Genomic DNA, 23,285 nt, shown 5'->3' with positions numbered 1-23,285 from the left:
AATGCGGACCTTTTTGCATGGCGCGAGCGGAACGAACGACCTCAGTCGGCCCAGTTCAACGCACCGCTATAGCCGACCAGCAGGATCAGCAGTCCGAAGCCGATCCGATACCAGGCAAACACGGTGAAGTCATGTGACGCAATGTAGCGCAGCAGCCAGCGCACGCAGATAAAGGCGCTGACGAAGGCCGCGACGAAGCCGAGCGCGAAACGGCCGAGCGCGTCGGTGGACAGCAGATGCCAGTCCTTGTAGAGCTCATAAGCGGTCGCGCCGAAGATGATCGGAATCGCGAGGAAGAACGAAAACTCCGTCGCGACCCGCCGCTCCAACCCGAACAGCATCCCGCCGATGATCGTCGCGCCCGAACGCGACGTGCCCGGAATCAGCGCGAAACACTGCGCGAGACCCACCTTCAGCGCATCCAGCGCGCTCAGATCATCCACGCTGCGCACCCGCACCGCCGCTTCGCCCCGCGCTCGCTGGCGAGCCTCCGCCCACAGGATCACGACACCGCCCGCCACCAGCGCGAACGCGACCGGCACCGGCGAGAACAGCGCCGCCTTGATGGATTTTTCGAACAGCAGGCCGAGCACGATCGCCGGAATCGTCGCGATGATCACATTCAGCGTGAAGCGGCGCGCCTCGGGACGGCTCGGCAAGCCGGCCACCACGCTCCCGATGCGGCGGCGAAACTCCCAGCACACGGCGAGAATCGCGCCCAGCTGGATTACGACGTCGAAGGTTTTAGCGTGTTCGTCGGTGAAATTCAGCAGACTGCCGACCACGATCAGATGTCCGGTGCTCGACACCGGCAAAAACTCCGTCAACCCTTCGACGACGCCCAGAATCAACGCCTTGCAAGCCAGTAGCCAGTCCATCCATGCCCCTTATGGCGGTAGATTGTCGGAACGAACAGGACCGGCACGAGCAATCACATGCATGCGCGGCCCTGCCGGCCGCGCGCCGCGTCATTTTTCGACGATTTGCACGCGTATGCCGTTTGTAAGAATGGTGATTGTACCGGGTTCGTAATTCACCCCGGCAAATTGCAGTTGTTCGGGCTTGAACGTGTAGATCGGATAGTTGGTCAGCAACTGCGTCGCAAGCAGTGCCGCCGCCGCGTTGATCTGCTGGATGTAGGCCTGCGCCTGGCCGTTCACGCTGACGTTGTCGACGTTCGGCGACTTGAGCACGACTGATTTGCTGGCGGCGTCGTAGGCCAGTTCGCTCGAAAGCGTGAACACGGCGTCAACCGGCTGCGGCATGAACGGGCTCGCGAAGCGCGCGTCGAGCTTCACCGAAACGCGGTTCGCATCGGGCAGCAAACCAACCACCGGATTGGTCAGCGCGACATCGAACACTTGCGAGACCGTGCGCTGGTACGGGAATTTGCGCTGCACCGCCTCCTGCACCTGTTTCTGCGAGAACGTGTAGTGCGATGGCATGAACGGAAAAATCGGCGTCGCGCAGGCCGCCAGCGATACGGTGATGCCGAGTACGCTGCAGCCTGTCAGCGCTGCGCGCAGAAAGCGGCGCCGGGCCGGCGCTGCGGGTCGAGTCATGCGAAATCTCCTGTGGAAGCCTTCTCGATCATGCGGTTGGGTTGCTTGATGTTCGGTTGGTGCGGGTTTGAATGGCGCGCGTGGCAGGCCTTATTGACGTAACGGGCTGACAGGACTGACGGACTAATGGGCCGCCGCTTGCGGTTGAGTTTGCACCTCGAGCTGCGTCAGCCATGCGAGCGCTTCGCCACGGTTCGTGCCGCACATTTCAGTCTGCGGTTGCAAACCGGCACAGCACGCCGGCCGCCCCGGCTGGCCGAAGATCGCGCAGCGCAGGTCGTCGCCGAGTTGCACGCAGCGCACGCCCGCCGGCTTGCCGTGCGGCATGCCTGGAATGGGGCTCGAAATCGACGGCGCGATACAGCACGCGCCGCAATCCGGGCGGCACGCGTGATCGGCCACGCGAAACGGAGACCCGCACTTCACTACGCTGTTCGGCACGCTATTTGGTACATCACTCACGACATTCTTCCTGATCTCGAAAACAGGCAACGCATTGCCAGACCCGCATTGTGCCATCGCATTCCGTGCGACCTTTTTACGCAATCCGGCCAACGGCCACTCACTTAAACTCGATGGCTCCGAAAGGCCACGCTCAAGAGGCGTCCGCGCTGTTCGATCCGCTCTGGCGAACACCGCCGGCTCCCGCCTCGGCTACGGTGGCCAAGCGACCCGAGCCCCTCATGACCCTCGCCAACACGCTATTCCGCCCTGACCTGCTCGCCAAATACAGCGCGCACGGTCCACGGTATACGTCCTATCCGACCGCGCTGCAGTTCCACGACAAGTTCGACCCCGCCGACTATTTGCGCGCCGCCGCCGACCCAGGCGCGGCCGCGACCGATCTCTCGCTGTACTTCCACATTCCGTTTTGCGACACCGTGTGTTTCTACTGCGGTTGCAACAAGGTCGTGACGAAAAACCGCGCGCACGCGCGTCCTTACCTCGATCAGTTGAAGCGCGAAATAGCGTTGCAAGCCGAGTGTTTCGATACGCGGCGTCGGGTGTCGCAACTGCATTGGGGCGGCGGCACGCCCACCTTTCTGTCGCACGACGAAATGGCCGAACTGATGGCCGCCACGCGTGAGCACTTCGCGTTGCGGCCCGACGCCGAAGCCGAATATTCGATCGAAGTCGATCCGCGCGAAGCGTCGCCCGACACGATCGCGCATCTGCGCGAACTCGGCTTCAACCGGTTGAGCCTCGGCGTGCAGGACTTCGATCCGGTCGTGCAGCGGGCGATCAACCGCATTCAGCCGCTCGAGATGACCACCTCGGTCATGCACGCCGCGCGCGACGCGAACTTTCATTCGATCGGCGTCGATCTGATCTACGGACTGCCGCATCAAACGGTCGACAGCTTCAGCCGCACGCTCGACACGATGCTCGGGCTCGCGCCCGATCGTCTGTCGGTGTTCGCCTATGCGCACATGCCGCAGCTCTTCAAGATGCAGCGTCAGATGGACCCCGCCACGCTGCCTTCGCCGCAAGAGCGGCTCGCGCTGCTGCAACGGGTGGTCGAACGACTGACGGGCGCAGGCTATGTCTACATCGGCATGGATCACTTCGCACTGCCCACCGACGAACTCGCCCGCGCGCAAGCGCAGCGCACGCTGCATCGCAATTTCCAGGGCTATAGCACGCGGGCGGAATGCGATCTGATCGGTTTCGGCGCGTCGGCGATCGGCAAGGTCGGCGACCTGTACGCGCAGAACGCGAAAGACCTGCCCGGCTATGCGGCGGCGATCGACGCAGGCCAGCTCGCGATCACGCGTGGCGTGCGCCTCACCGCCGACGACCGTCTGCGGCGCGACGTGATCACCCAGCTCATGTGCAACCTGGAATTGCGCTTCGATGAATTCGAGGCGACTTATGGCATCCGCTTTGCCGCAACGTTCGGGCCGGAACTGGAGCGTTTGCGCGGCTTCGAGCAGGATGGACTGGTGTCGGTCAGCGCCGGCAAGCTCGAAGTGCAGATGGCCGGACGCATGCTCGTGCGCAACATCGCGATGGTGTTCGACCGCTATCTCGGCCAGCAGACACTCGAACGATTTTCCCGCACGGTTTGATTGCTTCACGGCGGCCGAAAGCAAGTGGCTTGCCCGTCGTCGAATTTTCGGCCATAATCTGCGTCTTCGCGGCGCGCCATGTTTCTGACGCGTACGCTGCAAGACCTGCCCAGGTGGTGAAATTGGTAGACGCAGGGGACTCAAAATCCCCCGCCGCAAGGCGTGCCGGTTCGATTCCGGCCCTGGGCACCAACAGATGTTCCGGCAAAAGCCGAAGTGTTCCGAGAAACCCCGTAAGATCAAGGTCTTACGGGGTTTTTTATTGCCCAGCGATCCGCGTTGACTCATCGACAGCCGGTGGTATCTGGTGGTATTTTTGGTGGTATCTGGCTCGTTTCTCGGTTTTTCCAGCGGGAGATACCACCATGTCGTTGACCGATGTCCAGGTTAGGAACGCGCGCTACAACTCTGATGGAACCGGCAACCGCCTCGCAGACGGTGGTCGCATGTATCTCCAGCTCGACAAGTCCGGCGCGAAATACTGGCGGATGAACTTCCGGTTCGCCGGGAAGGACAAAACGCTTGCACTCGGCGTCTATCCGGACGTGTCGCTCGCAGCAGCGCGGAAAAAGCGAGACGACGCCCGCGAAAAATTGGCCGCCGGATTCGACCCAAGCAATGTCAAGCGCCTTGAGAAACGCGCCGCCAGGATCGCAGCGGCTAACTCCTTCGAGGCAGTCGCACGCGGCTGGATGGATGAGCGCAAGAGCGGCGTCGAGCCGGCACAGCACGCGAAGACGCTCGCCCGCATGGAAAACGACGTGTTCCCGTGGCTTGGCAAGCGTCCGGTTACCGACATCGACGCGCCGGACGTTCTGGCCGTCCTGAAACGTGTCGACCGCCGCGGCGCCAGCTTCACGGCCCATCGTGTGCGCAGTGAGATCAGCCGGGTATTCCGGTACGGCATCAAAGAGGGACATTGCAAGGCCGACCCCGCGCGGGATCTGGTCGGCGCAATTCCACCGGCACAAACAACCCACTTCGCTTCAATCACAGAGCCGGCGAAGGTCGGCGAAATGCTGCGCGCGTTCGACGGGTTCGCCGGCACATTCCCGGTCCACTGCGCGCTCAGACTTTCGCCGTTACTGTTTGTCCGGCCCGGGGAGCTTCGCCGGGCCGAATGGTCCCAATTCGATCTGGACAAGGGCGAATGGCGCTACCTCGTCACCAAGACTGAGACTGAGCATCTGGTACCGCTTTCAACACAGTCGGTCGCCATTCTGCGTGAACTGCACGCACTCACCAGCACCGGCCACTATGTCTTCCCTGGCGCGCGGGATCGCAAGCGGCCGATAAGCGAGGCCACGATCAATGCAGCACTGCGCAGGCTCGGCTACGACACGCGCACGGAGATCACGGGACACGGCTTTCGTGCGATGGCGCGCACGATCCTGCATGAGGAACTCGATCAGAAGCCCGAAGTGATCGAGCATCAACTCGCGCACACAGTGCCGGACAACCTGGGCGCAGCCTATAACCGCACGAAGTTCATCAAGGAACGCCGGGTAATGATGCAGAAATGGGCCGACTATCTGGATCGGCTCCATTTGGGTGCGGAGGTTATTCGTATAGAGAGCGGGAAAGCTGCGACTTAGCGACTGCGCTGGGACATTGCAGGCGTGCCAACATTTGCACAACCGTTGATGTCCCGGGCACGCTGAATCAACTTTCAAATGGTCGAAACGGGTTTGATTTTCGGGAGCACTCTCCATCGCTCTCGCGTTCAAAGATTTTCCGTCTCCGGTCTGATCGGGAAACTGAACGCGTCCTGAACGATCATTGATCCGGGTTTGCTGTTGCCCGGTTCCGTTTTTGCTCGCGACGGCGTACCGGACTGCTGAACGAACTTCCGCGGGTCCGAACGAGTGAAAGCCGGGTTCGCTTTGTTTCGCGATTGTTGGGAGCCAGGTATCCCGCGGGTGTGCGTTCGTCGTTTCGTCGTATCCTGGAGCGCGTAGCGAAGCGCACTGGCCGTTATGACCACGCCGGCCTCCTTCGCCTGATCGATCAGTTGCTCAAGCGAATACCCCTTCGCACGAGCAGCATTGATATGGGCGCGAACCCTCACAGCCAGTCCGTTTCAAATTCGCACGACGCGAGCGGCACGCAACCGCTCTCTATCAGCACGACCTGCTGTTCAAGTTTCACGCCCTGTGCCCCGCCCTCTGAGCCGATATAGCTCTCGACACAGAGCGCCATGCCCCGTTCGAACTGTCCGTCATAGCCGCTGCTCTCCCAATCGATCTGATGCGCGACAGCCGGATATTCGTCCACCATGCCTATGCCATGCGCGATGCAGCTATAGCGGTTCTTCAGATACATATCGGGGATCTTCCACGCCTTCTCCGAGAACTCACGAAACGTCATCCCGGGGCGCAGCAAACCCATGTTGAAATGAATCTGCGAATACGCTGCTCCGTAAAGTTTGCGTTGCTCGTCCGTCGGACGGACGTGGCCAACTGTCCACGTCCGCGAAATATCGGCGCAGTAGCCATTCGGTCCGACCATGTCGGTGTCGAACGCCAGCAACTCGCCATGCTGCAAGGCCCGCGCGGAACATTCGTGCATCCATGGATTGGTCCGGTCGCCCGACGACAGCAGGCGCGTTTCGATCCACTCGCCGCCATGACGGATATTTTCGTAGTGCAGATGCGCCCAGAGGTCCTGCTCAGTGATGCCCGGCCGAAGCTCGCCATGCATACGTTCGATGCCCTTCTCGCACGCACGTATCGACGCCTGCATCAGCACCAGTTCACCCGGCGACTTGATGCTGCGCGCCAATTCCATCATCGCTTGCCCATCGAGCAACGTCACGCCGCTTTCGATCAGACAGCTCGCGCCGAACGAATCAAGCCGATCCACAGCGAGACGAAGTTCGTTCGGCGCGTGCACGGTCAACACGTCGACGATTTCCGCGCTCCATCGCTTCGCGCGACGCTCTACGTCGGGCCCTGCGTTGAAGAACGTCCAGCTGATCGCATCACGCAACTCGACGTCGAGACACAGGCCGTCCCATACGTGCTCGCAACCATGAAACTCCCAGCCGATCACGCGGCCATCCGCGAATACCATCACATACCGCGATGGATTGCGTCCCGTCCATATCTGCATGTTCGACGTATCCGTCGCATAGCGGATATTCACCGGGTCGTAGAGCAGGATCGCCGGACAGCCGGCCTTACGTAGCTGCGCCTGCACGCGCGCCAAACGGTACGCCCTGACATCGGACATGGGCATGCGATCACTTCCGTCGTGTGTCATAGCTCCAACACCAGATCGGACGTCGCACGGCTGCAGCACAGCAGCCTGAAGCCTTTGGCGACTTCCCTGTCGCGTATCCCGCCGTTGTGCTGCATGTCGACGTTGCCTTCGAGAAGTTTCGTTTTACAGGTGCCGCACACGCCCCGGCTGCACGACGAAGGCACCGCAACGCCGGCCTTTTTCGCCGCGCCGAGCACCGTTTCCGTCGCGCTCATCGTGAACGATCTGGCGGAGCGGGACAGCTTGACCGTGTACGTCTGGTGACTCACAGCGTTCGCAACCGATGACGCCGGCTGCGCGAGGTCAGCGCCGATGTCGAAACTTTCCTGGTGATAGCGCGCCGGATCGTGACCACCTTCGCGAAGCATCTGCCTCACCACGCTCATGTATCCCGCTGGACCGCACGTGTACACCTCACGCTCCGCAAAATCGGGAATCCACTTCGCCAGAAGCGCCAGACTGAGCCGGCCCGTCGGCCCTCTCCAAGCCACCTCATCGCCAATGCCTTCGCACACGAAGAACAGACGCAGGCCCGGTGACAGTGCCGCGAGTCTGTGCAGCTCGTCGCGAAAGACGATATCGGCGGGCGTTCTTGCGCTATGCACGAACGCGACATCACGGTCAAGGCCAAGATCGATGCTCGCGCGCATCATCGACATCAACGGCGTGATGCCCGACCCCGCCGACAGATACAGCGACTTCGTCGCGTATGCCCCCGTCGGTGTAAACGCGCCTGAAGGTCCATAGGCCTGCAACTGGCTGCCCGGCTTCATGTTGTCGTGAAGCCAGTTGGACATCACGCCGCCCGGAACCCGCTTGACCGTGATGGACAGCAGCCACGGACGCGTCGGCGGCGACGAGATCGTATAGCAGCGCTCGACCGTTTGCCCGTTTACATGCGTCGACACCGTCAGGAATTGCCCCGGCTCAAACCGCACGGGCAAGCCGTCGCCGGTGCGGAACTCGAAGCTCTTCACATCATGTGTTTCGTCGATAACGCGGCAACACGTCAACATCTGCCGCTGGTTGCTTGGCCAAACCTTGCCGAAGCTCTCCCAGGTGCTGCCAGCTCCGAAGCAATCGGGCACAGGGTCGAATACCCGTTCAACAGAATTCATCGCTGTCACCGTGCTCAGATGCCGTGCGCGCTCAAACGCGCTGCATACCAGCGCGAGAACTGATCCACATAGGTTTCCGTGAACGGCGAGAACATACCCGGCGTATAAGCCGGGTCCTGCGTGCCTTCATGCGTGATTTCGACAAGATGTTTGTCTTGCGTGTTAGTCGCGATCCACACCTCTGTCAGGTCCGACACGTTGTAGTCGACGCCTTCCACCGCATCCGCGTGGACGAGCCACTTCGAGCGCACCAGCGTCTTGTCCGGCGCAAGCGGAATGATGTAGCTGATCACCGCGTGGTCGCTCATCACGTGCGTCCAGGAATTGTGCGTCCAGAGATGCATGTCGCCGAGATCGCGGCGCTGCAGATTGCCGAGCAAACGGGTGCTCGCCACCCGGGTGCTGAGCGTCTGCGATTCGCCGTTGCCTGCAATGACCAGTTGCTGCGTCCTGAACTGGGTGACAGCATCCTCATCGAGCCGCTCGACAGGAGCGCTGACAAACCCGTCCTGCTCCCAGCTCGCCTGGCACGCGGCGTTGCGCGCCTTGTACTCGTCTAGCGCTCGCAGCGCTTCCTCGTTCAGAGTGTCGGGACAAAAACCGAAGTCTTCGGGAAGAAACGACGCCGTCAATTCCGGATGCGTGCCCGCGCAGTGATAACACTCCCGGTTGTTTTCGATGACGAGTTTCCAGTTGCCGTTCTCGATGATTTCCTGCTCGAAAGCGATCTTTGTATTCCGCAGGTCATACGGCGCGAAACGCGGCGTCATCGTTTCTTCGAGCTTCGCAATGTCTTCCGGCGGATCAGCGGCCAGGCACACGAAAATATGCGTGCCGACGATCTTCGTATGCACCGGCATCAGGCCGCGGCATGTCGAATCGAAGTCCTTACCCATGTGCGATGCGTGGCGCAGGCTGCCGTCGAGATCATAGGTCCACTGGTGATACGGACACACCAGCATGCCGACAGTCGACTTCCCTACCTCCTTCAGACGCGCGCCGCGATGCCGGCACACATTCCTGTAAGTGCGCACGTTCTCGTCGTCATCCCGCACGATGATGATCGACGCCTTGCCGATATCGACGACAGACACATCGCCCGGTTCCGGCACATCCGCCGTGACGCCGACGAGAATCCAGTGCCTGTGAAAAAACACCTTGATGTCCGTCTCGAACACGTCCTGGCGCCCGAACAGCTCGCCGGGCATGCCGTGACCCGACTGACGGCTGCGGATCAATTCGCCATGAGTTTTGCATTGCGTTTCGGACATCGCCTTCTCCAACGTTCAGGGGATGCAGGAACTCGCCATGTTCCTGCGATAAACCCAGTATTGGATTGACGAAAAAGTGCGTCAACGCGCTTTATTTTCGGTCTGGCATTACTCTGGATTATGCGAGCGTATCCTGCCGGAGCCATTCGATCAGACTGTCGATGGCGGGCGTCATGGTACGTCCGTGCGGCACGACGATGAAGTACGCATCGTTCGTCTTGAGCGACGCGACAGGCAGCCTGACGAGTTCGCCGGCATCGATGAGATCGTGAACGAGCCGCCCCCAGCCGAGCGCCACGCCCTGGCCGTAGCGCGCCGCCAGGATCGCGTCCGTATAGAGGCTGCAGCGCAACGCGAAGTTCAGCCGCAGCGGACGCAGGCCGACGGCATTGAACCATTCCTCCCATCCCATCCAGCCTTCCGACGTCGAATCCGATTCGATCAGCGCCACATTCGCCACGTCCTCCAGCGATTCAGGCATGCCGTACGACGCCAGCCACTTCGGCGAGCACACGGGAAAGACTTCTTCGTCGAATAGCAAGCTTGCCGTGCCGTCGCTCCATCTGCCGTTGCCGAACCGGACTGCGACGTCGATCTCCTTATGACGCAAGTCGGCCGTGAACATCTGCGTGGAAAGGCGAAGCTGAAGATTGGGATGCGCGTCCTTGAGCGACGTGAGACGCGGCAGAAGACGAAAATGCGAGAACGCCGAGGTGGCCGCCAGCACCAGTTCCTGTTGCACGAGTCCGCTGGAGAGCCGGTCGAACACGCCGGCGATTTTCTGCATCGACTCCGCGACGACGAGATACAGCGCCTCGCCTTCTTCCGTCAGCGCAATCGAACGGTGCAGACGATGAAAGAGCCGCACGCCGAGCGTGTCCTCGATAAACTTCACCTGCCGGCTGACAGCGGCCTGCGTGACGCCGAGTTCATTCGCCGCGACCGTGAAGCTCCCAAGGCGCGCAACCGATTCGAACTCGACGAGCGCAGTCATTGAAGGAATAACACGCCGGTATCCTTTGGTGCCTGCGTTGGGCGGTTTCATTTCGAGTCTCGGGTCAAATAGCTCGTTGTCTGTTCATTCGGCGCTGATCGTCGTCACGGGTACCCATTTCGCGTTCTTCACCTGATAAAGCGTCGATGTCGGATGCTTGAGATCGCCATATGCATCGAATTCGATTTTCCCCGTGATCCCATCGTATTGCGTCGTGCGCAGCGCCGGCATGAACACCTCAGGTTTGGCGGAGTTCGCCTGCTTCATCGCGTTGATGGCCACCCAAGCGCAGTCATACGCGAAAGGCGCGTAAGTCAGTGTGTCCGCACCGAAGCGCCTCTTGAACTTCTCAGCGAAGGCCTTGCCTTGAGGCAGCGATTCGACGGGGCGCCCATATTCCCACGCCATCGCACCTTCGGCGGCACTGCCCGCAACGCTGGTGAAAATACTATCGGCAATACCGCCACTGCCGACGAACTGCGCGTGCATGCCGAGCTGCTTCATACGCTTCGTCAACAATGCCGCCTGATTGTTCAGTCCAGCGAAGTACAGCAGATCGGCATTCGCCGCCTTGATGCTCGTGAGTTGCGCGTTGAATTCGACAGCCTTGTCATTGGTGAATTCCGATGCAACGATCCGGCCACCCGCCGCCTGCACCGCCTTCCTGAATTCGTCCGCTGCGCCCTGGCCGAATGCCGTGCGGTCGTCCATCACGGCAATGCGTTGTGCCTTGGTGACGCTCACCGCGTACTTCCCGGCATTGCCGGAGTTCTGCGCATCGGTGGCGATGATGCGAAACACGTTTTTCAGGCCTTGCCGCGTGATGGCAGGATTCGTCGCGGCTGGGTCGATCAACGGAATGCCAGCCTTGGCGAAAATCGGCGATGCGGGCAGCGCGACGCCCGAGTTGTAGTAGCCGACCACCGCCACCACACCGTCGTCCACCAGTTTCTGCGCGACCTGCACGCCGATGCGCGGGTCACCCTGATCGTCGACAGAATCGAGTTCGAAGCGCACGTCCTGGCCGCCCAGCTTGATATGCTGCGCGTTCGCCTCTTCAATCGCCAGGCGCACGCCGTTCTCGATGTCCTTCCCGTTCGCCGCGCCATTACCCGTCAGCGGTGCGGACACACCTATCTTCACGACTTGCTTTGCACTGCAGACGTGGCTCGAAAGCGTCAGCGCGACGGCAGTCAGCGCGAAAGCGCAAAACCTGCGTGAAGTATTGAGCATGGTTCTACTCCTGTCGCTGGCGTGTCACGCGTCGCCGGGTTCTCAACCCGGTGCGCGGGAAACGATCGTCGAGCCAGTGTGCGCGACCACCAGCACCGTGCAGCCTTGCGCAGATGACGTGCTATGCCGCGAGCCCGCCGCGTAGCACACCGTGTTTCCTGGAAGGAAGTCGGTTTTGTCGTCGTCGGTGAATACGCCGTCGAGAATCATCACGAGTTCTGTCGAGTCGTGCTGATGCTCGAACGAGCGCGCGCCCGGCTGCAGCCGCATCCAGTAGCTGCTCCACGCGCCGCCTTCGTCTTCGGCAACGGGAATCCAGAAGAAGCCGGGCAGCAACGTTTCGCCGATTTTCATCGGGTGCCAGTCGCGTTCGTCGATCGAATACCAACGGCGCGGACCTTCGACCTTCAGGCCGAACAGCACCATTTCATCACCCAGTTGTGCTGTCGTCATGTCGTATCGTTCCTTGGTCGGGTTGTACGTGGTCGCCGTGTGCGGGTCAGCTTTCGGCCAATCATCCACGGCGCGACCTGAATGCCGCAGCTCGCGCGCACCGGCAAGAGCGATTCCTCGACGATAGTCCACGAATAGCGCACGGGCCGACTCATGTGCCTGTCCCAATACACTATTTCGTCGTCGCTTCGGCTTCGACGCTGCGCCATTCGCCCATCATCGCGCGGACTTCTTCGCCAAGCCACTCGCGGAACTGTAGATACTCTGGCCGCAGCTTCGCATTCTTGTGCGTGATCAGATAGTGATGGCGATCGTTGAATTCGAGCGCATCCTGCACGGGCCGCAACAGCCGGCCCTGTTCGACCTGGCGATGCACGAGGTGATGCCAGCCGAGCAACGTGCCTTCGCCTGCCTCCGCCTGCGCGACGAGCAGCCGGTAGTCGTTGCTCTGGAATTGGTCGTTCTCGACCAGCCGGTCCGAGCCGTCGCCTTGCTGGAACCAGTTGCGCCACACGCGCCAGTCGACATGCTCGCAAACCTGGGCGCGGCCCAGCAGCGAAAGATTCAAGGTGGGATGCGACAGCAGATCCAGCGGCTTCAACTGTCTCGCATGGAAATGCCGCTCGTGAAACGACGGACTGCACACAGGATACACCACGTCGTGAAAGAGCGGTTCAATCTCATACTCCGGCTCGCGCGGCGGATTCTTCGTGATGATCATGTCGGGTTCCATGAGCTCGTCCAGCTCCATGAAATGCTCGGTGACCATCACATGCAAACGGATCTCCGGAAAGCGCTTGCGAAACGCCGGTAGTCTGAACGACAGCCATAGCGCCGAGAACGTATGCGACACGCAGATCGTCAGCGCATGCCGGTCCGTGCGGCGCACGGCTTCGGCCGCTTCGGCGATATTCATGATCGACAGATAGGACGCGTTGTACAGAATGCGCCCGGCGTCCGTCAGCGCGATATGCCTGCCCGTCCGCTCGAACAGAGCGACGTCCAGCGAATCTTCCAGTTCCTTGATCTGCCGGCTGATGGCGGCCTGGGTAACGCACAGCACTTCAGCGGCCTGGGTGAAGCTTTCATAGCGGGCGGCCGTGACGAAGCAGCGCAACGCGCGCAGAGAAGGCATCTGCGCGAGCAGTCGGTCGGCGAACAACTGTTTCTTTTGCATGGCTTTCACCTGTGAAGCGGATGCGCAATGCGGCCGCGGCGCGCCGGGCCGTCAGTGCCCGCGCAAAAATAGTGTGCGATTCTTCCCCGCAACTGGCAATGGCGGGCAACCCGAGTGCGCCAGGGCGTCTGTTGTTGCGCTTTTGCCTTCCGGCTGCGTCTGATGATTATCCGCTTGCGGCATGCGCAGTACGCATTCGAAGCGCTGGCTCCGTTACGCGCGCCGGCGGATGCGCCGCAACACACCGTCGAGCGCCTCGCTGTAACACGCGTAAGCGCCACGGCGCGAAAGCTCGGCGTGCACCTGCTCGTTGATGCCGCCCGGTGTCATGGAATGCTTCACCATCGCTGAAAACGGCTGGTCGGTGCGTGTCGTGTCGTGGGCAAGCCCCACACAGTAGCCGGACAAGAATGCACGCGCGTCGGCATAATCGAGTCCCTGCTGCACGAGCCACGACGCGTGCGTGTCGAGCACCGCGTAGAAGCTCGCCATCGTCGCCGTTACGGCGGATAGCGCATCGAACTTGTCTTCGCTGTCCACTTCGACGGCTTCGCCTAGCGGCGCGAATATCGCCCTGGCAACCTCGTCGGCGGGACAGATCGCCGTGCTGCCTTTGCCCTCGGCGACAGCAGGCAGCGGCACGGCGCGCGCGATCTTGCCGCCCGTGCGGACAAGACCGCGCAACCGCTCCAGCGGAACGCCCGCCATGAAGCTGATTACATGGTGACGCCCGTCGAACTCGAGGTCACTCAACACTTCTGACGCGATTTGCGGCACAACCGCAAGACACACGATGTCCGAACGCTGAAGAACTTCCTGATTGCTCGAACAGACGTGAATACGCCCGTCGCGCGTCGCCAGTTCCGCCGCCGTTTGTGCGTTGCGCGGCGTCAGCGATAGCCGCTCGAACGGCACGCCGAACCTGAGCATGCCTGTCACGACCGCCTGAGTGATCGTGCCCGTTCCAATAAAGCCTAGTCGCATGGAGTTTCGCGTTGAGTTGTGAGAAAACCCGGCCTGAGCGGCCGGGTTGGCGTTCGTGTTCAGCCAGTCTAGTCGAGCTTCAGCCAGGTTGTCTTCAGCTCGCAGTACTGGTCGTGCGCATAGACCGATTTGTCGCGTCCGCCGAAGCCCGATTGCTTGAACCCGCCGAACGGCGTGGACAGATCGCCCTCGCCGAAGCAGTTCACCGTGACCGTGCCCGCGCGAATCCGCGCCGCGACCTTGTGCGCGTTGTTGACGTTATCGGTCCACAGCGAAGCGGCGAGACCATAGCATGAGTCGTTCGCGATCCGCACAGCGTCATCCACATCGGCATATTCGATGAAGCAGACCACGGGGCCGAACACTTCTTCGCGCGCGATGCTCATTTCCGGCGTCACGTTGTCGAAGATGGTCGGCTCGACGAACCAGCCACCCGACGCCGCGCGCGTGGCCTTGCCGCCGCACACGACGCGCGCCCCTTCCGCCTTCGCCTTTTCGATGTGCGCGAGCACCTTTTCAAAGTGCTTCTGCTCGATCAGCGACCCGAGCTTGACATCGGGGTCGAGCGGATCGCCCGTTTTCCAGCCTTCGAGTACTGCCTGCACTTTTTCGAGCAAGCTCGTTTTCAGCGAAGCAGGAACCAGGATGCGCGAGCCCGCGCTGCAGTTCTCGCCCATGTTCCAGAATGCAGCGGCGACGGCCTGCTCCGCAATGGCATCGAGATTCGCGACATCGGGCAATACGACTTGCGGATTCTTGCCGCCGCATTCGAGCACCACGCGCTTCAGGTTCGTGTCCGCCGAGTAATGCAGAAACCGTTTGCCCGTTTCCGTCGAACCGGTGAAAGCCACGAGATCGACGTCGGCATGGCGGCCCAACGCCTGCCCCGCGCTTTCGCCGAAGCCCGTCACCACGCTAAACACACCCGCCGGCACGCCCGCTTCCTGTGCCAGATCGGCGATGCGCAGCGTCGACAGCGATGTCTGCTCGGCGGGCTTCACGACCACGCTATTGCCGACCGACAGCGCCGGGCCGATTTTCCACGCGAGCATCAGCGCCGGAAAATTCCACGGCAATACCGCACCGACGACGCCAATCGGCTCGCGCGTAATCATGCTGACCACGCTCGCGCCCGACGGCGATAGCGCGTCATAACGCTTGTCGGTGACTTCCGCATGCCAGCGGATGCACGCGGCCGACTCGGGAATGTCCAGTCCCATGCATTCGCTGATTGGCTTGCCGGCTTCGAGTGCTTCGAGCAGCGCCAGTTCTTCGGCGTTCTCGTCGATCAGTTGCGCGAGGCGCAGCAGCACGGCCTTGCGCTGCGCAGGCGCGGCCTTCGACCACACGCCAGACTCGAATGCCTCTCGTGCTGCAGTGACTGCACGGTCGATATCCTTCGCGTCGCACTTCGCGATATCGGCGAGTACTTTTCCCGTCGAAGGATTGAGCGTCGCGAACGTCTCATTCGACGCCGCGTTTGCACGTTCTCCCGCGATAAAGGCTCTGCCGTCGAGCGACAAGGCGTGCGCTTTCTGCGTCCATTCCTGATACGTCATCATGTCCTGTCCTCACAGATTTAAAGCTCGGCTCCCGCCGAAAATTCCTTCACCCAGATAGCCGCCGACACCGCAACATCGGCAATCGGCCGCACGGGCAGCGAACGCGGATGCGGCTGATTCAGAAGCTGACGCACGAGATCACTGGACTGACCGAGCGCGTATTCGGCGATCAGCTTGCCCGAAGCCGAACCGCGGCTGAGACCCAAGCCATTGCATCCGACTGCTTCGAACACGCCGTCGGCCCTGCGCCCGAACAGCGCGCCGTTGTTCGCCGATAGACACAACGGACCGCCCCACGTGTATTCGAGTTCGACGTCCTTCAGCATCGGAAAGCGCCGGTCGAACGAGCGTTGATGCAGACTCTTCGCTTTCGCGAGATCCGCTTGCGAGACTTCGAGGTTCGGCCGGAACGCGAAGTGATTGCGCACACAGATGCGATCGGTGCCCAGACGTCGCACGGTCGAACCCATCGGGTCGGCGGGAATCAGCGCCCATGAACGCGTGCCGCCTAGCCGCTTCACTTCGTCAGGATTCATCACGCGCGTCATCGATGCGAACGTGTAGACGGGCAGCAGTCCGTTCGGATGTCCGCCGAACGTCGCTGCGTACGCATTGGTGCAGAGAATCACGCGCTTCGCAAGGATCTTGCCGCCCGCGAAGGTCAACACCTTCGATAGCCCGTCGTCCTCGATGCGCTTCACTGCACTGAGTTCGAACACCTGCACGTTGTCGGGCAAAGTCGCGGCTAGGCCGCGCATCAACGCTGCGGGCTGCACCGTGCTGCATCCCGGCGTGAACAGCGCGCCTTCATAGAAGTCCGTGCCCGTGACCTTCGCGATTGCGGCCTTGTCCAGCCACTCGAAGGCTTCGTCGATTCGCTCCAGCCCTTCGGCAAAATGCGCGAGCGCCGCATGTCCCTTGCGATTCACCGAAGCATGAAATTTCCCGTCGTCGCGCCAGTCGCATTCGATCATGTGCTCCTTCACCACCGAACGCACATAGTCGATACCGTGACGCTGGAAGCGCACATCCGCCTTGTCCGCTTCCACGCTGCGCGAATAGCTCTCGCTGCTGATGTCGTGCGGCAGATCGACGAAGAAGCCGGAATTGCGCCCAGCCGTCGTGCGCCCGATGCGATCCGCCTCGACGAGCGCAATCGACGCATTGGGCGCAAGCTCGGCAAGCCGTCGGGCCGCGCACAAGCCCGTAATGCCGCCGCCGACCACGACCCAGTCATAGCGGCGTTCCGAGGACACCGCGACGACAGGCGAAGGCGGAGGCAGGCTTTCCCACCATCCGTTGACGCCGTCCGGAGCGGGAAACCGCGCGAATTCCAGTTTCGAGGCCATGCAGGTTTACTGGGCGTTGCGCAACAACGGGCGAACGAGCTTTGCAAACGTGCTGCGTTCTTCTTCATCGAGCGTGCCGAGCGGCGCGCGTGCAACACCGACGGGCGTGCCCGCCAGTTCGCAGCCATATCGAACGTACTGAATAAACTTGCCGCTGCGTTCGAGCAGTTCGAGCACGGGCAGCAATTGCGCCATCAACTGGCGGCCGGTCGTGAAATCGCCTTGCATCACGCAGGCATCGAAGAGCGCGGTGTGCGCTTCCGGCAGGAAGTTGGATGCGCCGCCCACCCAGCTCTTTGCGCCCCACACGAAGAATTCCAGCGCCTGGTCGTCCATCCCGCAGCTCAGCACCAGGCGGTCCTTGAAGTGCGTAGCGAGATGATGCAGATGCGAAATGTCGCCCGTGCTCTCTTTCATCGCGACAAAGTTGGAACGTTCGAGCAGTTTCGACAGCACGTCGTCGCCGATCGCCGTGCCTGTGCGCGCCGGGAAGTTGTACAGCATGACGGGCATGCCGAGGGCGTCGTCGACCTTCAGCAGATGGGTCAGCAGTTCTTCCTGGGTCGGTTGTGCGTAGTACGGCGCGGCGAGCAAGAGCGCGTTCAGGCCCGCACGCTTTGCTTCCTGACCGAGGCGGATCACTTCTTTCGTCGTCGTGGCGTTGATTCCCGCCGTCAGATACGTCTTGCCGCCCGCTGCTGCGGCGACGGTGTTGAAGGTTTGCACACGCTCGTCGAAACTCAACGCATAGTATTCGCCCGTGGTGCCGCCAATGCCGAAGCCCGAAACACTGCCCGCGAGATTCGCGGCGTGCCTGCCGAGCAAGACGTGATCAATTTCTCCGTCGGCCTTGAACGGGGTGACGAGCGGTGTATGGACTCCCTCGAAGCTCATTTCGGTTCTCTCTTGAGTAATTGCACTGACGGCGCGCGAAACTTCGTGCCGCGATTGATCCAGGCAGCGGCGTGGCCTATACAAGCGCCTCCGCATCCGAGTAGATGGGGAACTGGTTGCACAGGTCTCGCACGCGGCTGCGCACGGCGCGTTCCACCTGTTCATCGCCACTTGGTTCTCGTTCCAGTGCCGACAGCACTTCAAGAATCATCTGGCCGATCTGCTCGAATTGCGCTGTGCCGAAGCCGCGCGTCGTACCTGCCGGCGTGCCGAGGCGGATGCCCGACGTGACGGTCGGGTTCTCCGTATCGAACGGAATGCCGTTCTTGTTGCAGGTAATGCCCGCCCGCTCCAGCGCTTTCTCCGCCTGCGTTCCAGTCAGACCCTTCGAGCGCAGATCGACGAGCAACAGGTGATTGTCTGTTCCGTCCGTCACGAGGGTCACGCCACCCGACTTGAGCACGTTGCCGAGCGCCTGCGCATTGCGCAGCACCTGGTCGATATACGCAGTGAACTCAGGACGCAGTGCTTCGCCGAACGCAACCGCCTTGCCCGCGATCACATGCATCAGCGGACCACCCTGCAAGCCGGGGAACACAGCCGAGTTGATCTTCTTCGCGATGTCGCAATTGTTGGTGAGAATGAAGCCTCCGCGCGGTCCGCGAAGCGTCTTGTGTGTCGTCGATGTCACGACGTCGGCGAACTGAACCGGGTTCTCGTGCCGGCCCGTTGCGACGATGCCTGCAATGTGCGCCATATCGACCATCAGCAGCGCACCCACGCTATCGGCTATGTCGCGGAAGGCGGCAAAGTCCAGCGCGCGTGGATACGCCGAATAGCCCGCGATAATCAATTTCGGCCGATGCTCTTCAGCAAGACGGCGCACCTGGCCATAGTCGATGCGATACGTATCCGGGCTCACGCCGTACTGAACCGCGTTGAACCACTTGCCGGACAGTGCGGGACGCGCGCCATGCGTCAAATGCCCGCCCGCATCGAGCGACATGCCCATCACCGTTTCGCCCGGCTTGACGAGCGCGAGCATGACCGCGCCGTTCGCCTGTGCGCCCGAATGCGGCTGTACGTTGGCGAATTCCGCTTCGAATAACGCTTTGACTCGATCTATCGCGAGCGCCTCGACGCGATCCACATGTTCGCAGCCGCCGTAATACCGCTTCGACGGATAACCTTCTGCGTACTTGTTGGTCAGCACCGTGCCTTGCGCTTCCATCACGGCCGCCGACACAATGTTCTCGGAGGCGATCAATTCAATCTGCGTTTGCTGGCGGCGCAATTCCAGCGCAATCTCCGATGCGATAACAGGGTCGCGGCTGTGGAGCGTTTCTGCAAAAAAGCGCGAGTTCTCGTTCACGTGGTCACTCCGGGAAAAATCGTGAAGCATGTCGTACAAGACGGCACAAACCAGTTGATGCGATGCGGGATGCGGTGAGGCTTATTGCTGCAACCAGGCCTTCAGCTTTTCCGGATGTGCATCGACGAATTTCTTGGCTGCCGTTGCGTAGTCGTTCGTGCTGTTGCCTTCGAATTCGATCGCTTCGACGTCGGCGAGCGTCAGCTTGAAGTGCTTGAAGAACACGTCAGCACGGGGGAACCTGGTGGCGAACTGCTTCGATGCGAAAGCATGTACCTGCTCCTCGCCGCCCAGCGTGCCCTTCGGATCTTTCAGGTAACGCATCTGCCACTTCTGGAACAGCCAATGCGGGCTCCACACCGTCGCGACGATCCATTGCTTCGACTGATAGGCGCGCGACACGCCTGCGAGCATGCCCGCTTCGCTCGACGACTGCAGGTTGTAGCCGTTCAGGTCATATGCCTTGATGGCTTTCTCGGATGCCTGCATCAGACCGCCGCCTGGCTCGATGCCTTGAATCGTGCCGTTCAGTTTGCTCTTTACGTCGGGCTTCTCGAGGTCGGAAATGGTTGCAACCTGCGACTCGGGAATGTAGGCAGGCACCGCCCAGCCGTTCTTGCCGCCGGTGTAGATGATGCCGACGTCATCCATGTCGTTCTTGTACTTCGCGTAGTACGCGCCGTGCGTGACGGGCAACCATCCGCCGACCATGATGTCGAGGTCGCCGCGCGCGACGCCCTGGTACTGGATGCCGATATCCGCCTGCACGAACTGGGCGGGCTGCTTGAGGCTCGTTTCGAGCGCGTACTTGGCCACGTTGGCGACAGCGAGCACGTCTGCCCAGTTGGTGACCGCCATCTTGATCGGCTCGGCGGCGAGTACGTGGCCCGCGCCGACGCTCATCGCAACGACTGTCGACACAGTCAGCTTCGCAACCAGTGACTTGAACAGATTGATCTTCATACAGTACTCCTACGCGATTATGAAAATTGTCGAGAATGGACAGGCATAGCGGTGTGGTGTTCTGCTGCTTTACTTCGAGACGCCGGCGTGCAAGATATTCAGGTGCGCGCCGCGGCACCCGCGCCAGGCTTTGCGGTTCGCACACTGCTGCGTTTTGTCTTCTTTGCCTTCACGCCGAAGCTTTCCGTGAGACGGTCGAGCACAATGGCAAGCAGCACGACGCCCAATCCGCCCTCGAAGCCAATCCCGATGTCGAGCCGCTGGATACCGCTCAGCACGTATTCGCCCAGACCGCCCGCGCCGATCATCGACGCGACCACGACCATCGAGAGCGCCATCATGATGGTCTGATTCACGCCCGCCATGATCGACGGCAGCGCATTGGGCAACTGGATCTTCCACAGCAGTTGCGAATCCGTGCTGCCGAACGAGCGGCCTGCTTCCAGCAGTTCTTCGCGCACCTGGCGAATGCCGAGCGTGGTGAGACGAACGACGGGCGGCATCGAGAACACGATGGTTGCGATCACGGCCGGCACGCGGCCGAGTCCGAACAGAATGACGGCAGGGATCAGATAGACGAATGCGGGCATCGTCTGCATGAAATCGAGTAGCGAGCGCAGCACCATCTCAACACGCCTGTTTCGTGCGCCCCAGATGCCCAGCGGCACGCCGATCACAAGACTGAACACCGTGGCGGCGATCACCAGCGCGAGCGTCGAGACGGTCTGCGTCCAGAGGCCCATGTAGTGAATTGCAAGCAAGGCAATGCCGACAAAGATCGAGAACACAACACCGCGCCGCCACAACGCAAAAGCGACGAGAAACACGAGCATCGCCGCGAACGGAACGGCGGCGAGCCCGTCTTCCAGCAGCTTGATGACGGCACCCAACGCAGCGGAGAAAGCGTCGAATCCGCCGCGGAAATGCTGAAACAGAAAATTGACCGCGTTTTCCGCAAACTTCCCGATGACTGACGAGTTCATGCTGCTCTCCGTTCCATGACCTGCTTGAGAATCGTCCGGCATGACACGACGCCTGCCAGCTTGCCGGCCGTGTCGGTGACGGGTACGTCGTGTTCCTGGTTCAATGCGATCGTCGCGAGTTGATGCAGGTCCGCATCCAGCGAAACAGCGTTCATGTCCTTCACGAACGCGTCACGGATGGGATGAGTGCCCGACTTGTGCAGCGAAGCCGGCGTGACGCACCCTTGATATCGACCGGCTTCGTCGCAGACATAGCCGCATTCGACGCCGCTATCGATCAGCTGATTCAGGTAGCGAGCGGAAGGCGCGGCGACGTCGCACGAAATCAAGCCACGCTCAACTGTCGTCATCAGGCTCGACGCCTTCAGGAAACGCGACACGTCGACATTGCGGAAGAAGTCGCGCACATAGGCATCGGCGGGCGACTGGATCAGTTCGGCGGGCGTGCCGACCTGAATCAGACAGCCATCTTTCATGATGCCGATGCGGCCGCCGATCTTGATCGCTTCTTCGATATCGTGCGAAATAAACACGATGGTCCGTTGCTCTTCCTTCTGAAGCCGCAACAGTTCGTTTTGCATTTCAAAGCGGATCAGCGGATCGAGTGCGGAGAACGCTTCGTCCATCAGCAGCACGGAAGGATTCACAGCGAGCGCGCGTGCAAGGCCGACCCGTTGCTGCATGCCGCCGGACAGCTCACCCGGCAGCAGTTTTTCATAGGAACCGAGCCCGACGCGCGTCAACGCAGCGCGCGCGATGTCATAGCGTTGCGCTTTCTTGAGACCCGAGACTTCCAGTCCGTACGCGATGTTGTCGAGCACCGTGCGGTTCGGCAGAAGCGCGAACGACTGGAACACCATCGCCATCTTCTTGCGGCGCACCTCGCGCAGTTCGAGCGTCGACATGGGCGCGATGTCGCGGTCTTCGAGAATCACCTGGCCCGAGGTCGGTTCGATCAGCCGGTTGAGCAGGCGCACGAGCGTCGATTTGCCGGAACCGGACAGGCCCATCACGACGAAAATCTCGCCGGCCTTGACGCTGAGGCTCACTTGATTGACGGCAACCATATTGCCCGTCTGTTCGAAGATCTCGTTGCGGCCGAGACCTTGCCGGACCAGTTCGGCGGCACGCTCGGATTTGGGGCCGAAAATCTTCGACAGGTTCTTGACCGTAAGAATGTCGGTCCCAGAGATCGCGACGGACTTCGCCGCAGCGGAGAAGTTTTCCGCTCCGATCGCCCCCGGATGGATCACGCTGTCTGGCGCAAATGTCAGGTTTGGGGTCATTCTGTCATTCCAACAGGCAAGTTCAAGAAATTGGCGGCGCGCGTCGCGTATGTCTCGCGTGTGTCGTTGCGCGGCATCAGCGACTGCGAACCCGGGTTTCATTCACTCAATATGCCGCCTGTCTTCTGATTTACAGAAGATTTGTGCGTCACATCTGGCGAACGTCGGGCTTAATGCATGAAGTGCAGCGTATCAAGCCAATTTGCTTCAACCAGCTACATTTTCTGCGCTCTTTTCCATACCTCTGGTAATGGAAGGTGCCGGGGGTCGCGAATACGAGCAGCGGGTCCACCTCGAACGAGACACACGCTTCCAGATGGGACGGGGCTTTGCGGCCGATCGGGGCGAACAGCCGGCGTTGCGGTCGATGACGGCGGGCGGGCTCCTTCAGTTGGCTTTGTAGGGATAGTCCCAGGGCGGGGTCGAGCAAGAACGATCTTGTTTCGCCTGGCGACGCGAGCGGTCGCCCGATATCCTCGACCGAATGTTGGATGTCTGATAGTAAAAGACGTTCGAATGTCCGCTCCCCTCGACAAGTGAACGGCCGCTCATGGCGGGCGGTACGCGCTCGTGCAAACCGCCGGAACTTGCCATGGAGAATCCCAACGTCCTAACGGCGGCACGTTCATCGAACTGGTGCTTTCGTTTAGGGTTGTTCGATGCCTGCCATGGTCCGCAGGAATGTGAGCGCGCCACCGCGCGTTGCTGGCAGGCGTCGAACAAGCCTCGATGGAGGAAACCGCGGAGTGCTCCG

At 61.1% G+C, this 23,285-nt stretch carries 21 protein-coding genes and 1 tRNA gene; 3 read left to right on the top strand and 19 right to left on the bottom strand.

The genetic code is table 11. From position 1 onward, the window contains the following. Positions 1-41: 41 nt before the first annotated feature. From HV744_RS18795 to HV744_RS18785, 3 genes are all read right to left on the bottom strand, one after another. A complete protein-coding gene (locus HV744_RS18795; RefSeq protein WP_175150967.1) occupies positions 42-878 on the bottom strand; it encodes an undecaprenyl-diphosphate phosphatase in 837 nt (278 codons plus the stop codon). A gap of 90 nt (positions 879-968) precedes the next feature. Then, positions 969-1,562: a DUF1439 domain-containing protein gene (locus HV744_RS18790; protein WP_175150966.1), complete on the bottom strand. Its 594-nt coding sequence runs from the start codon at positions 1,560-1,562 to the stop codon at positions 969-971. A gap of 123 nt (positions 1,563-1,685) precedes the next feature. Beyond that, a complete protein-coding gene (locus HV744_RS18785) occupies positions 1,686-2,024 on the bottom strand; it encodes a YkgJ family cysteine cluster protein (protein ID WP_425497763.1) in 339 nt (112 codons plus the stop codon). Positions 2,025-2,245: 221 nt separating this feature from the next. On the opposite strand from HV744_RS18785, the gene hemN reads away from it, so the two are divergent. The 3 genes from hemN (at position 2,246) to HV744_RS18770 (ending at position 5,226) form a co-directional block, all read left to right on the top strand. Further along, a complete protein-coding gene (gene hemN / locus HV744_RS18780; protein WP_175150965.1) occupies positions 2,246-3,631 on the top strand; it encodes an oxygen-independent coproporphyrinogen III oxidase in 1,386 nt (461 codons plus the stop codon). A 107-nt stretch (positions 3,632-3,738) separates the two neighbouring features. Then, positions 3,739-3,823: transfer RNA gene (locus HV744_RS18775), tRNA-Leu, on the top strand. Between the two features lie 173 nt (positions 3,824-3,996). Next, positions 3,997-5,226, top strand: coding sequence for a tyrosine-type recombinase/integrase (locus tag HV744_RS18770; RefSeq protein ID WP_175150964.1), 1,230 nt, complete (start codon positions 3,997-3,999; stop codon positions 5,224-5,226). Between the two features lie 469 nt (positions 5,227-5,695). On the opposite strand, the gene HV744_RS18765 is transcribed toward HV744_RS18770, so the two are convergent. The 16 genes from HV744_RS18765 to HV744_RS36805 all read right to left on the bottom strand — a co-directional run. Continuing rightward, positions 5,696-6,868 (bottom strand): M24 family metallopeptidase, encoded by a 1,173-nt coding sequence (locus HV744_RS18765; RefSeq protein WP_246279113.1) that lies wholly within the window; start codon positions 6,866-6,868, stop codon positions 5,696-5,698. 20 nt (positions 6,869-6,888) lie between these two features. After that, entirely contained in the window at positions 6,889-8,010 is a 1,122-nt protein-coding gene (locus HV744_RS18760; RefSeq protein WP_175150962.1) for an FAD-binding oxidoreductase, read from the bottom strand. A 14-nt stretch (positions 8,011-8,024) separates the two neighbouring features. Continuing rightward, positions 8,025-9,281 (bottom strand): aromatic ring-hydroxylating oxygenase subunit alpha, encoded by a 1,257-nt coding sequence (locus tag HV744_RS18755; protein WP_175150961.1) that lies wholly within the window; start codon positions 9,279-9,281, stop codon positions 8,025-8,027. A gap of 118 nt (positions 9,282-9,399) precedes the next feature. Beyond that, the gene (locus HV744_RS18750) at positions 9,400-10,326 is read right to left on the bottom strand and encodes a LysR substrate-binding domain-containing protein (protein WP_175150960.1); all 927 of its coding nucleotides are present in this window, start codon (positions 10,324-10,326) and stop codon (positions 9,400-9,402) included. A gap of 33 nt (positions 10,327-10,359) precedes the next feature. Next, the gene (locus HV744_RS18745; RefSeq protein WP_175150959.1) at positions 10,360-11,508 is read right to left on the bottom strand and encodes a branched-chain amino acid ABC transporter substrate-binding protein; all 1,149 of its coding nucleotides are present in this window, start codon (positions 11,506-11,508) and stop codon (positions 10,360-10,362) included. Between the two features lie 42 nt (positions 11,509-11,550). After that, on the bottom strand, positions 11,551-11,961 hold the full coding sequence (locus HV744_RS18740; protein WP_175150958.1) for a cupin domain-containing protein: 411 nt from the start codon (positions 11,959-11,961) through the stop codon (positions 11,551-11,553). Between the two features lie 172 nt (positions 11,962-12,133). Next, positions 12,134-13,138 carry a LysR substrate-binding domain-containing protein gene (locus HV744_RS18735; protein WP_175150957.1) on the bottom strand — a complete coding sequence of 335 codons (1,005 nt, stop codon included), beginning with the start codon at positions 13,136-13,138 and terminating at the stop codon, positions 12,134-12,136. 213 nt (positions 13,139-13,351) lie between these two features. Beyond that, positions 13,352-14,122: a pyrroline-5-carboxylate reductase gene (locus HV744_RS18730; RefSeq protein WP_175150956.1), complete on the bottom strand. Its 771-nt coding sequence runs from the start codon at positions 14,120-14,122 to the stop codon at positions 13,352-13,354. Positions 14,123-14,190: 68 nt separating this feature from the next. Further along, positions 14,191-15,684 carry an aldehyde dehydrogenase gene (locus tag HV744_RS18725; protein WP_175150955.1) on the bottom strand — a complete coding sequence of 498 codons (1,494 nt, stop codon included), beginning with the start codon at positions 15,682-15,684 and terminating at the stop codon, positions 14,191-14,193. A gap of 17 nt (positions 15,685-15,701) precedes the next feature. Continuing rightward, entirely contained in the window at positions 15,702-17,033 is a 1,332-nt protein-coding gene (locus tag HV744_RS18720; RefSeq protein WP_175150954.1) for an NAD(P)/FAD-dependent oxidoreductase, read from the bottom strand. Between the two features lie 6 nt (positions 17,034-17,039). Next, positions 17,040-17,927: a dihydrodipicolinate synthase family protein gene (locus HV744_RS18715; RefSeq protein WP_175150953.1), complete on the bottom strand. Its 888-nt coding sequence runs from the start codon at positions 17,925-17,927 to the stop codon at positions 17,040-17,042. A gap of 76 nt (positions 17,928-18,003) precedes the next feature. Beyond that, positions 18,004-19,299 carry a serine hydroxymethyltransferase gene (glyA, locus tag HV744_RS18710; protein ID WP_175150952.1) on the bottom strand — a complete coding sequence of 432 codons (1,296 nt, stop codon included), beginning with the start codon at positions 19,297-19,299 and terminating at the stop codon, positions 18,004-18,006. A gap of 81 nt (positions 19,300-19,380) precedes the next feature. After that, positions 19,381-20,262 carry a glycine betaine ABC transporter substrate-binding protein gene (locus tag HV744_RS18705; protein WP_175150951.1) on the bottom strand — a complete coding sequence of 294 codons (882 nt, stop codon included), beginning with the start codon at positions 20,260-20,262 and terminating at the stop codon, positions 19,381-19,383. Between the two features lie 98 nt (positions 20,263-20,360). Further along, entirely contained in the window at positions 20,361-21,245 is an 885-nt protein-coding gene (locus HV744_RS18700) for an ABC transporter permease (RefSeq protein WP_175150950.1), read from the bottom strand. Continuing rightward, entirely contained in the window at positions 21,242-22,531 is a 1,290-nt protein-coding gene (locus HV744_RS18695; RefSeq protein ID WP_175150949.1) for a quaternary amine ABC transporter ATP-binding protein, read from the bottom strand. The genes HV744_RS18700 and HV744_RS18695 overlap by 4 nt, the downstream gene beginning before the upstream one ends. A gap of 387 nt (positions 22,532-22,918) precedes the next feature. Continuing rightward, positions 22,919-23,285: hypothetical protein (locus HV744_RS36805; protein ID WP_217469142.1), on the bottom strand; the 367-nt coding region annotated here is incomplete at its 5' end.

The organism is Paraburkholderia ultramafica (assembly GCF_902859915.1).
Classification (GTDB): domain Bacteria; phylum Pseudomonadota; class Gammaproteobacteria; order Burkholderiales; family Burkholderiaceae; genus Paraburkholderia; species Paraburkholderia ultramafica.
The sequence above is the reverse complement of the archived record's forward strand: the minus strand, read 5'-3'. Positions and strand labels throughout refer to the sequence as shown.

Coding starts and splice junctions, on each gene's coding strand:
- HV744_RS18795 (WP_175150967.1), bottom strand. CDS start 878: ATGGACTGGCTACTGGCTTGCAAGGCGTTGATTCTGGGCGTCGTCGAA.
- HV744_RS18790 (WP_175150966.1), bottom strand. CDS start 1,562: ATGACTCGACCCGCAGCGCCGGCCCGGCGCCGCTTTCTGCGCGCAGCG.
- hemN (WP_175150965.1), top strand. CDS start 2,246: ATGACCCTCGCCAACACGCTATTCCGCCCTGACCTGCTCGCCAAATAC.
- HV744_RS18770 (WP_175150964.1), top strand. CDS start 3,997: ATGTCGTTGACCGATGTCCAGGTTAGGAACGCGCGCTACAACTCTGAT.
- HV744_RS18765 (WP_246279113.1), bottom strand. CDS start 6,868: ATGCCCATGTCCGATGTCAGGGCGTACCGTTTGGCGCGCGTGCAGGCG.
- HV744_RS18760 (WP_175150962.1), bottom strand. CDS start 8,010: ATGAATTCTGTTGAACGGGTATTCGACCCTGTGCCCGATTGCTTCGGA.
- HV744_RS18755 (WP_175150961.1), bottom strand. CDS start 9,281: ATGTCCGAAACGCAATGCAAAACTCATGGCGAATTGATCCGCAGCCGT.
- HV744_RS18750 (WP_175150960.1), bottom strand. CDS start 10,326: ATGAAACCGCCCAACGCAGGCACCAAAGGATACCGGCGTGTTATTCCT.
- HV744_RS18745 (WP_175150959.1), bottom strand. CDS start 11,508: ATGCTCAATACTTCACGCAGGTTTTGCGCTTTCGCGCTGACTGCCGTC.
- HV744_RS18740 (WP_175150958.1), bottom strand. CDS start 11,961: ATGACGACAGCACAACTGGGTGATGAAATGGTGCTGTTCGGCCTGAAG.
- HV744_RS18735 (WP_175150957.1), bottom strand. CDS start 13,138: ATGCAAAAGAAACAGTTGTTCGCCGACCGACTGCTCGCGCAGATGCCT.
- HV744_RS18730 (WP_175150956.1), bottom strand. CDS start 14,122: ATGCGACTAGGCTTTATTGGAACGGGCACGATCACTCAGGCGGTCGTG.
- HV744_RS18725 (WP_175150955.1), bottom strand. CDS start 15,684: ATGATGACGTATCAGGAATGGACGCAGAAAGCGCACGCCTTGTCGCTC.
- HV744_RS18720 (WP_175150954.1), bottom strand. CDS start 17,033: ATGGCCTCGAAACTGGAATTCGCGCGGTTTCCCGCTCCGGACGGCGTC.
- HV744_RS18715 (WP_175150953.1), bottom strand. CDS start 17,927: ATGAGCTTCGAGGGAGTCCATACACCGCTCGTCACCCCGTTCAAGGCC.
- HV744_RS18705 (WP_175150951.1), bottom strand. CDS start 20,262: ATGAAGATCAATCTGTTCAAGTCACTGGTTGCGAAGCTGACTGTGTCG.
- HV744_RS18700 (WP_175150950.1), bottom strand. CDS start 21,245: ATGAACTCGTCAGTCATCGGGAAGTTTGCGGAAAACGCGGTCAATTTT.
- HV744_RS18695 (WP_175150949.1), bottom strand. CDS start 22,531: ATGACCCCAAACCTGACATTTGCGCCAGACAGCGTGATCCATCCGGGG.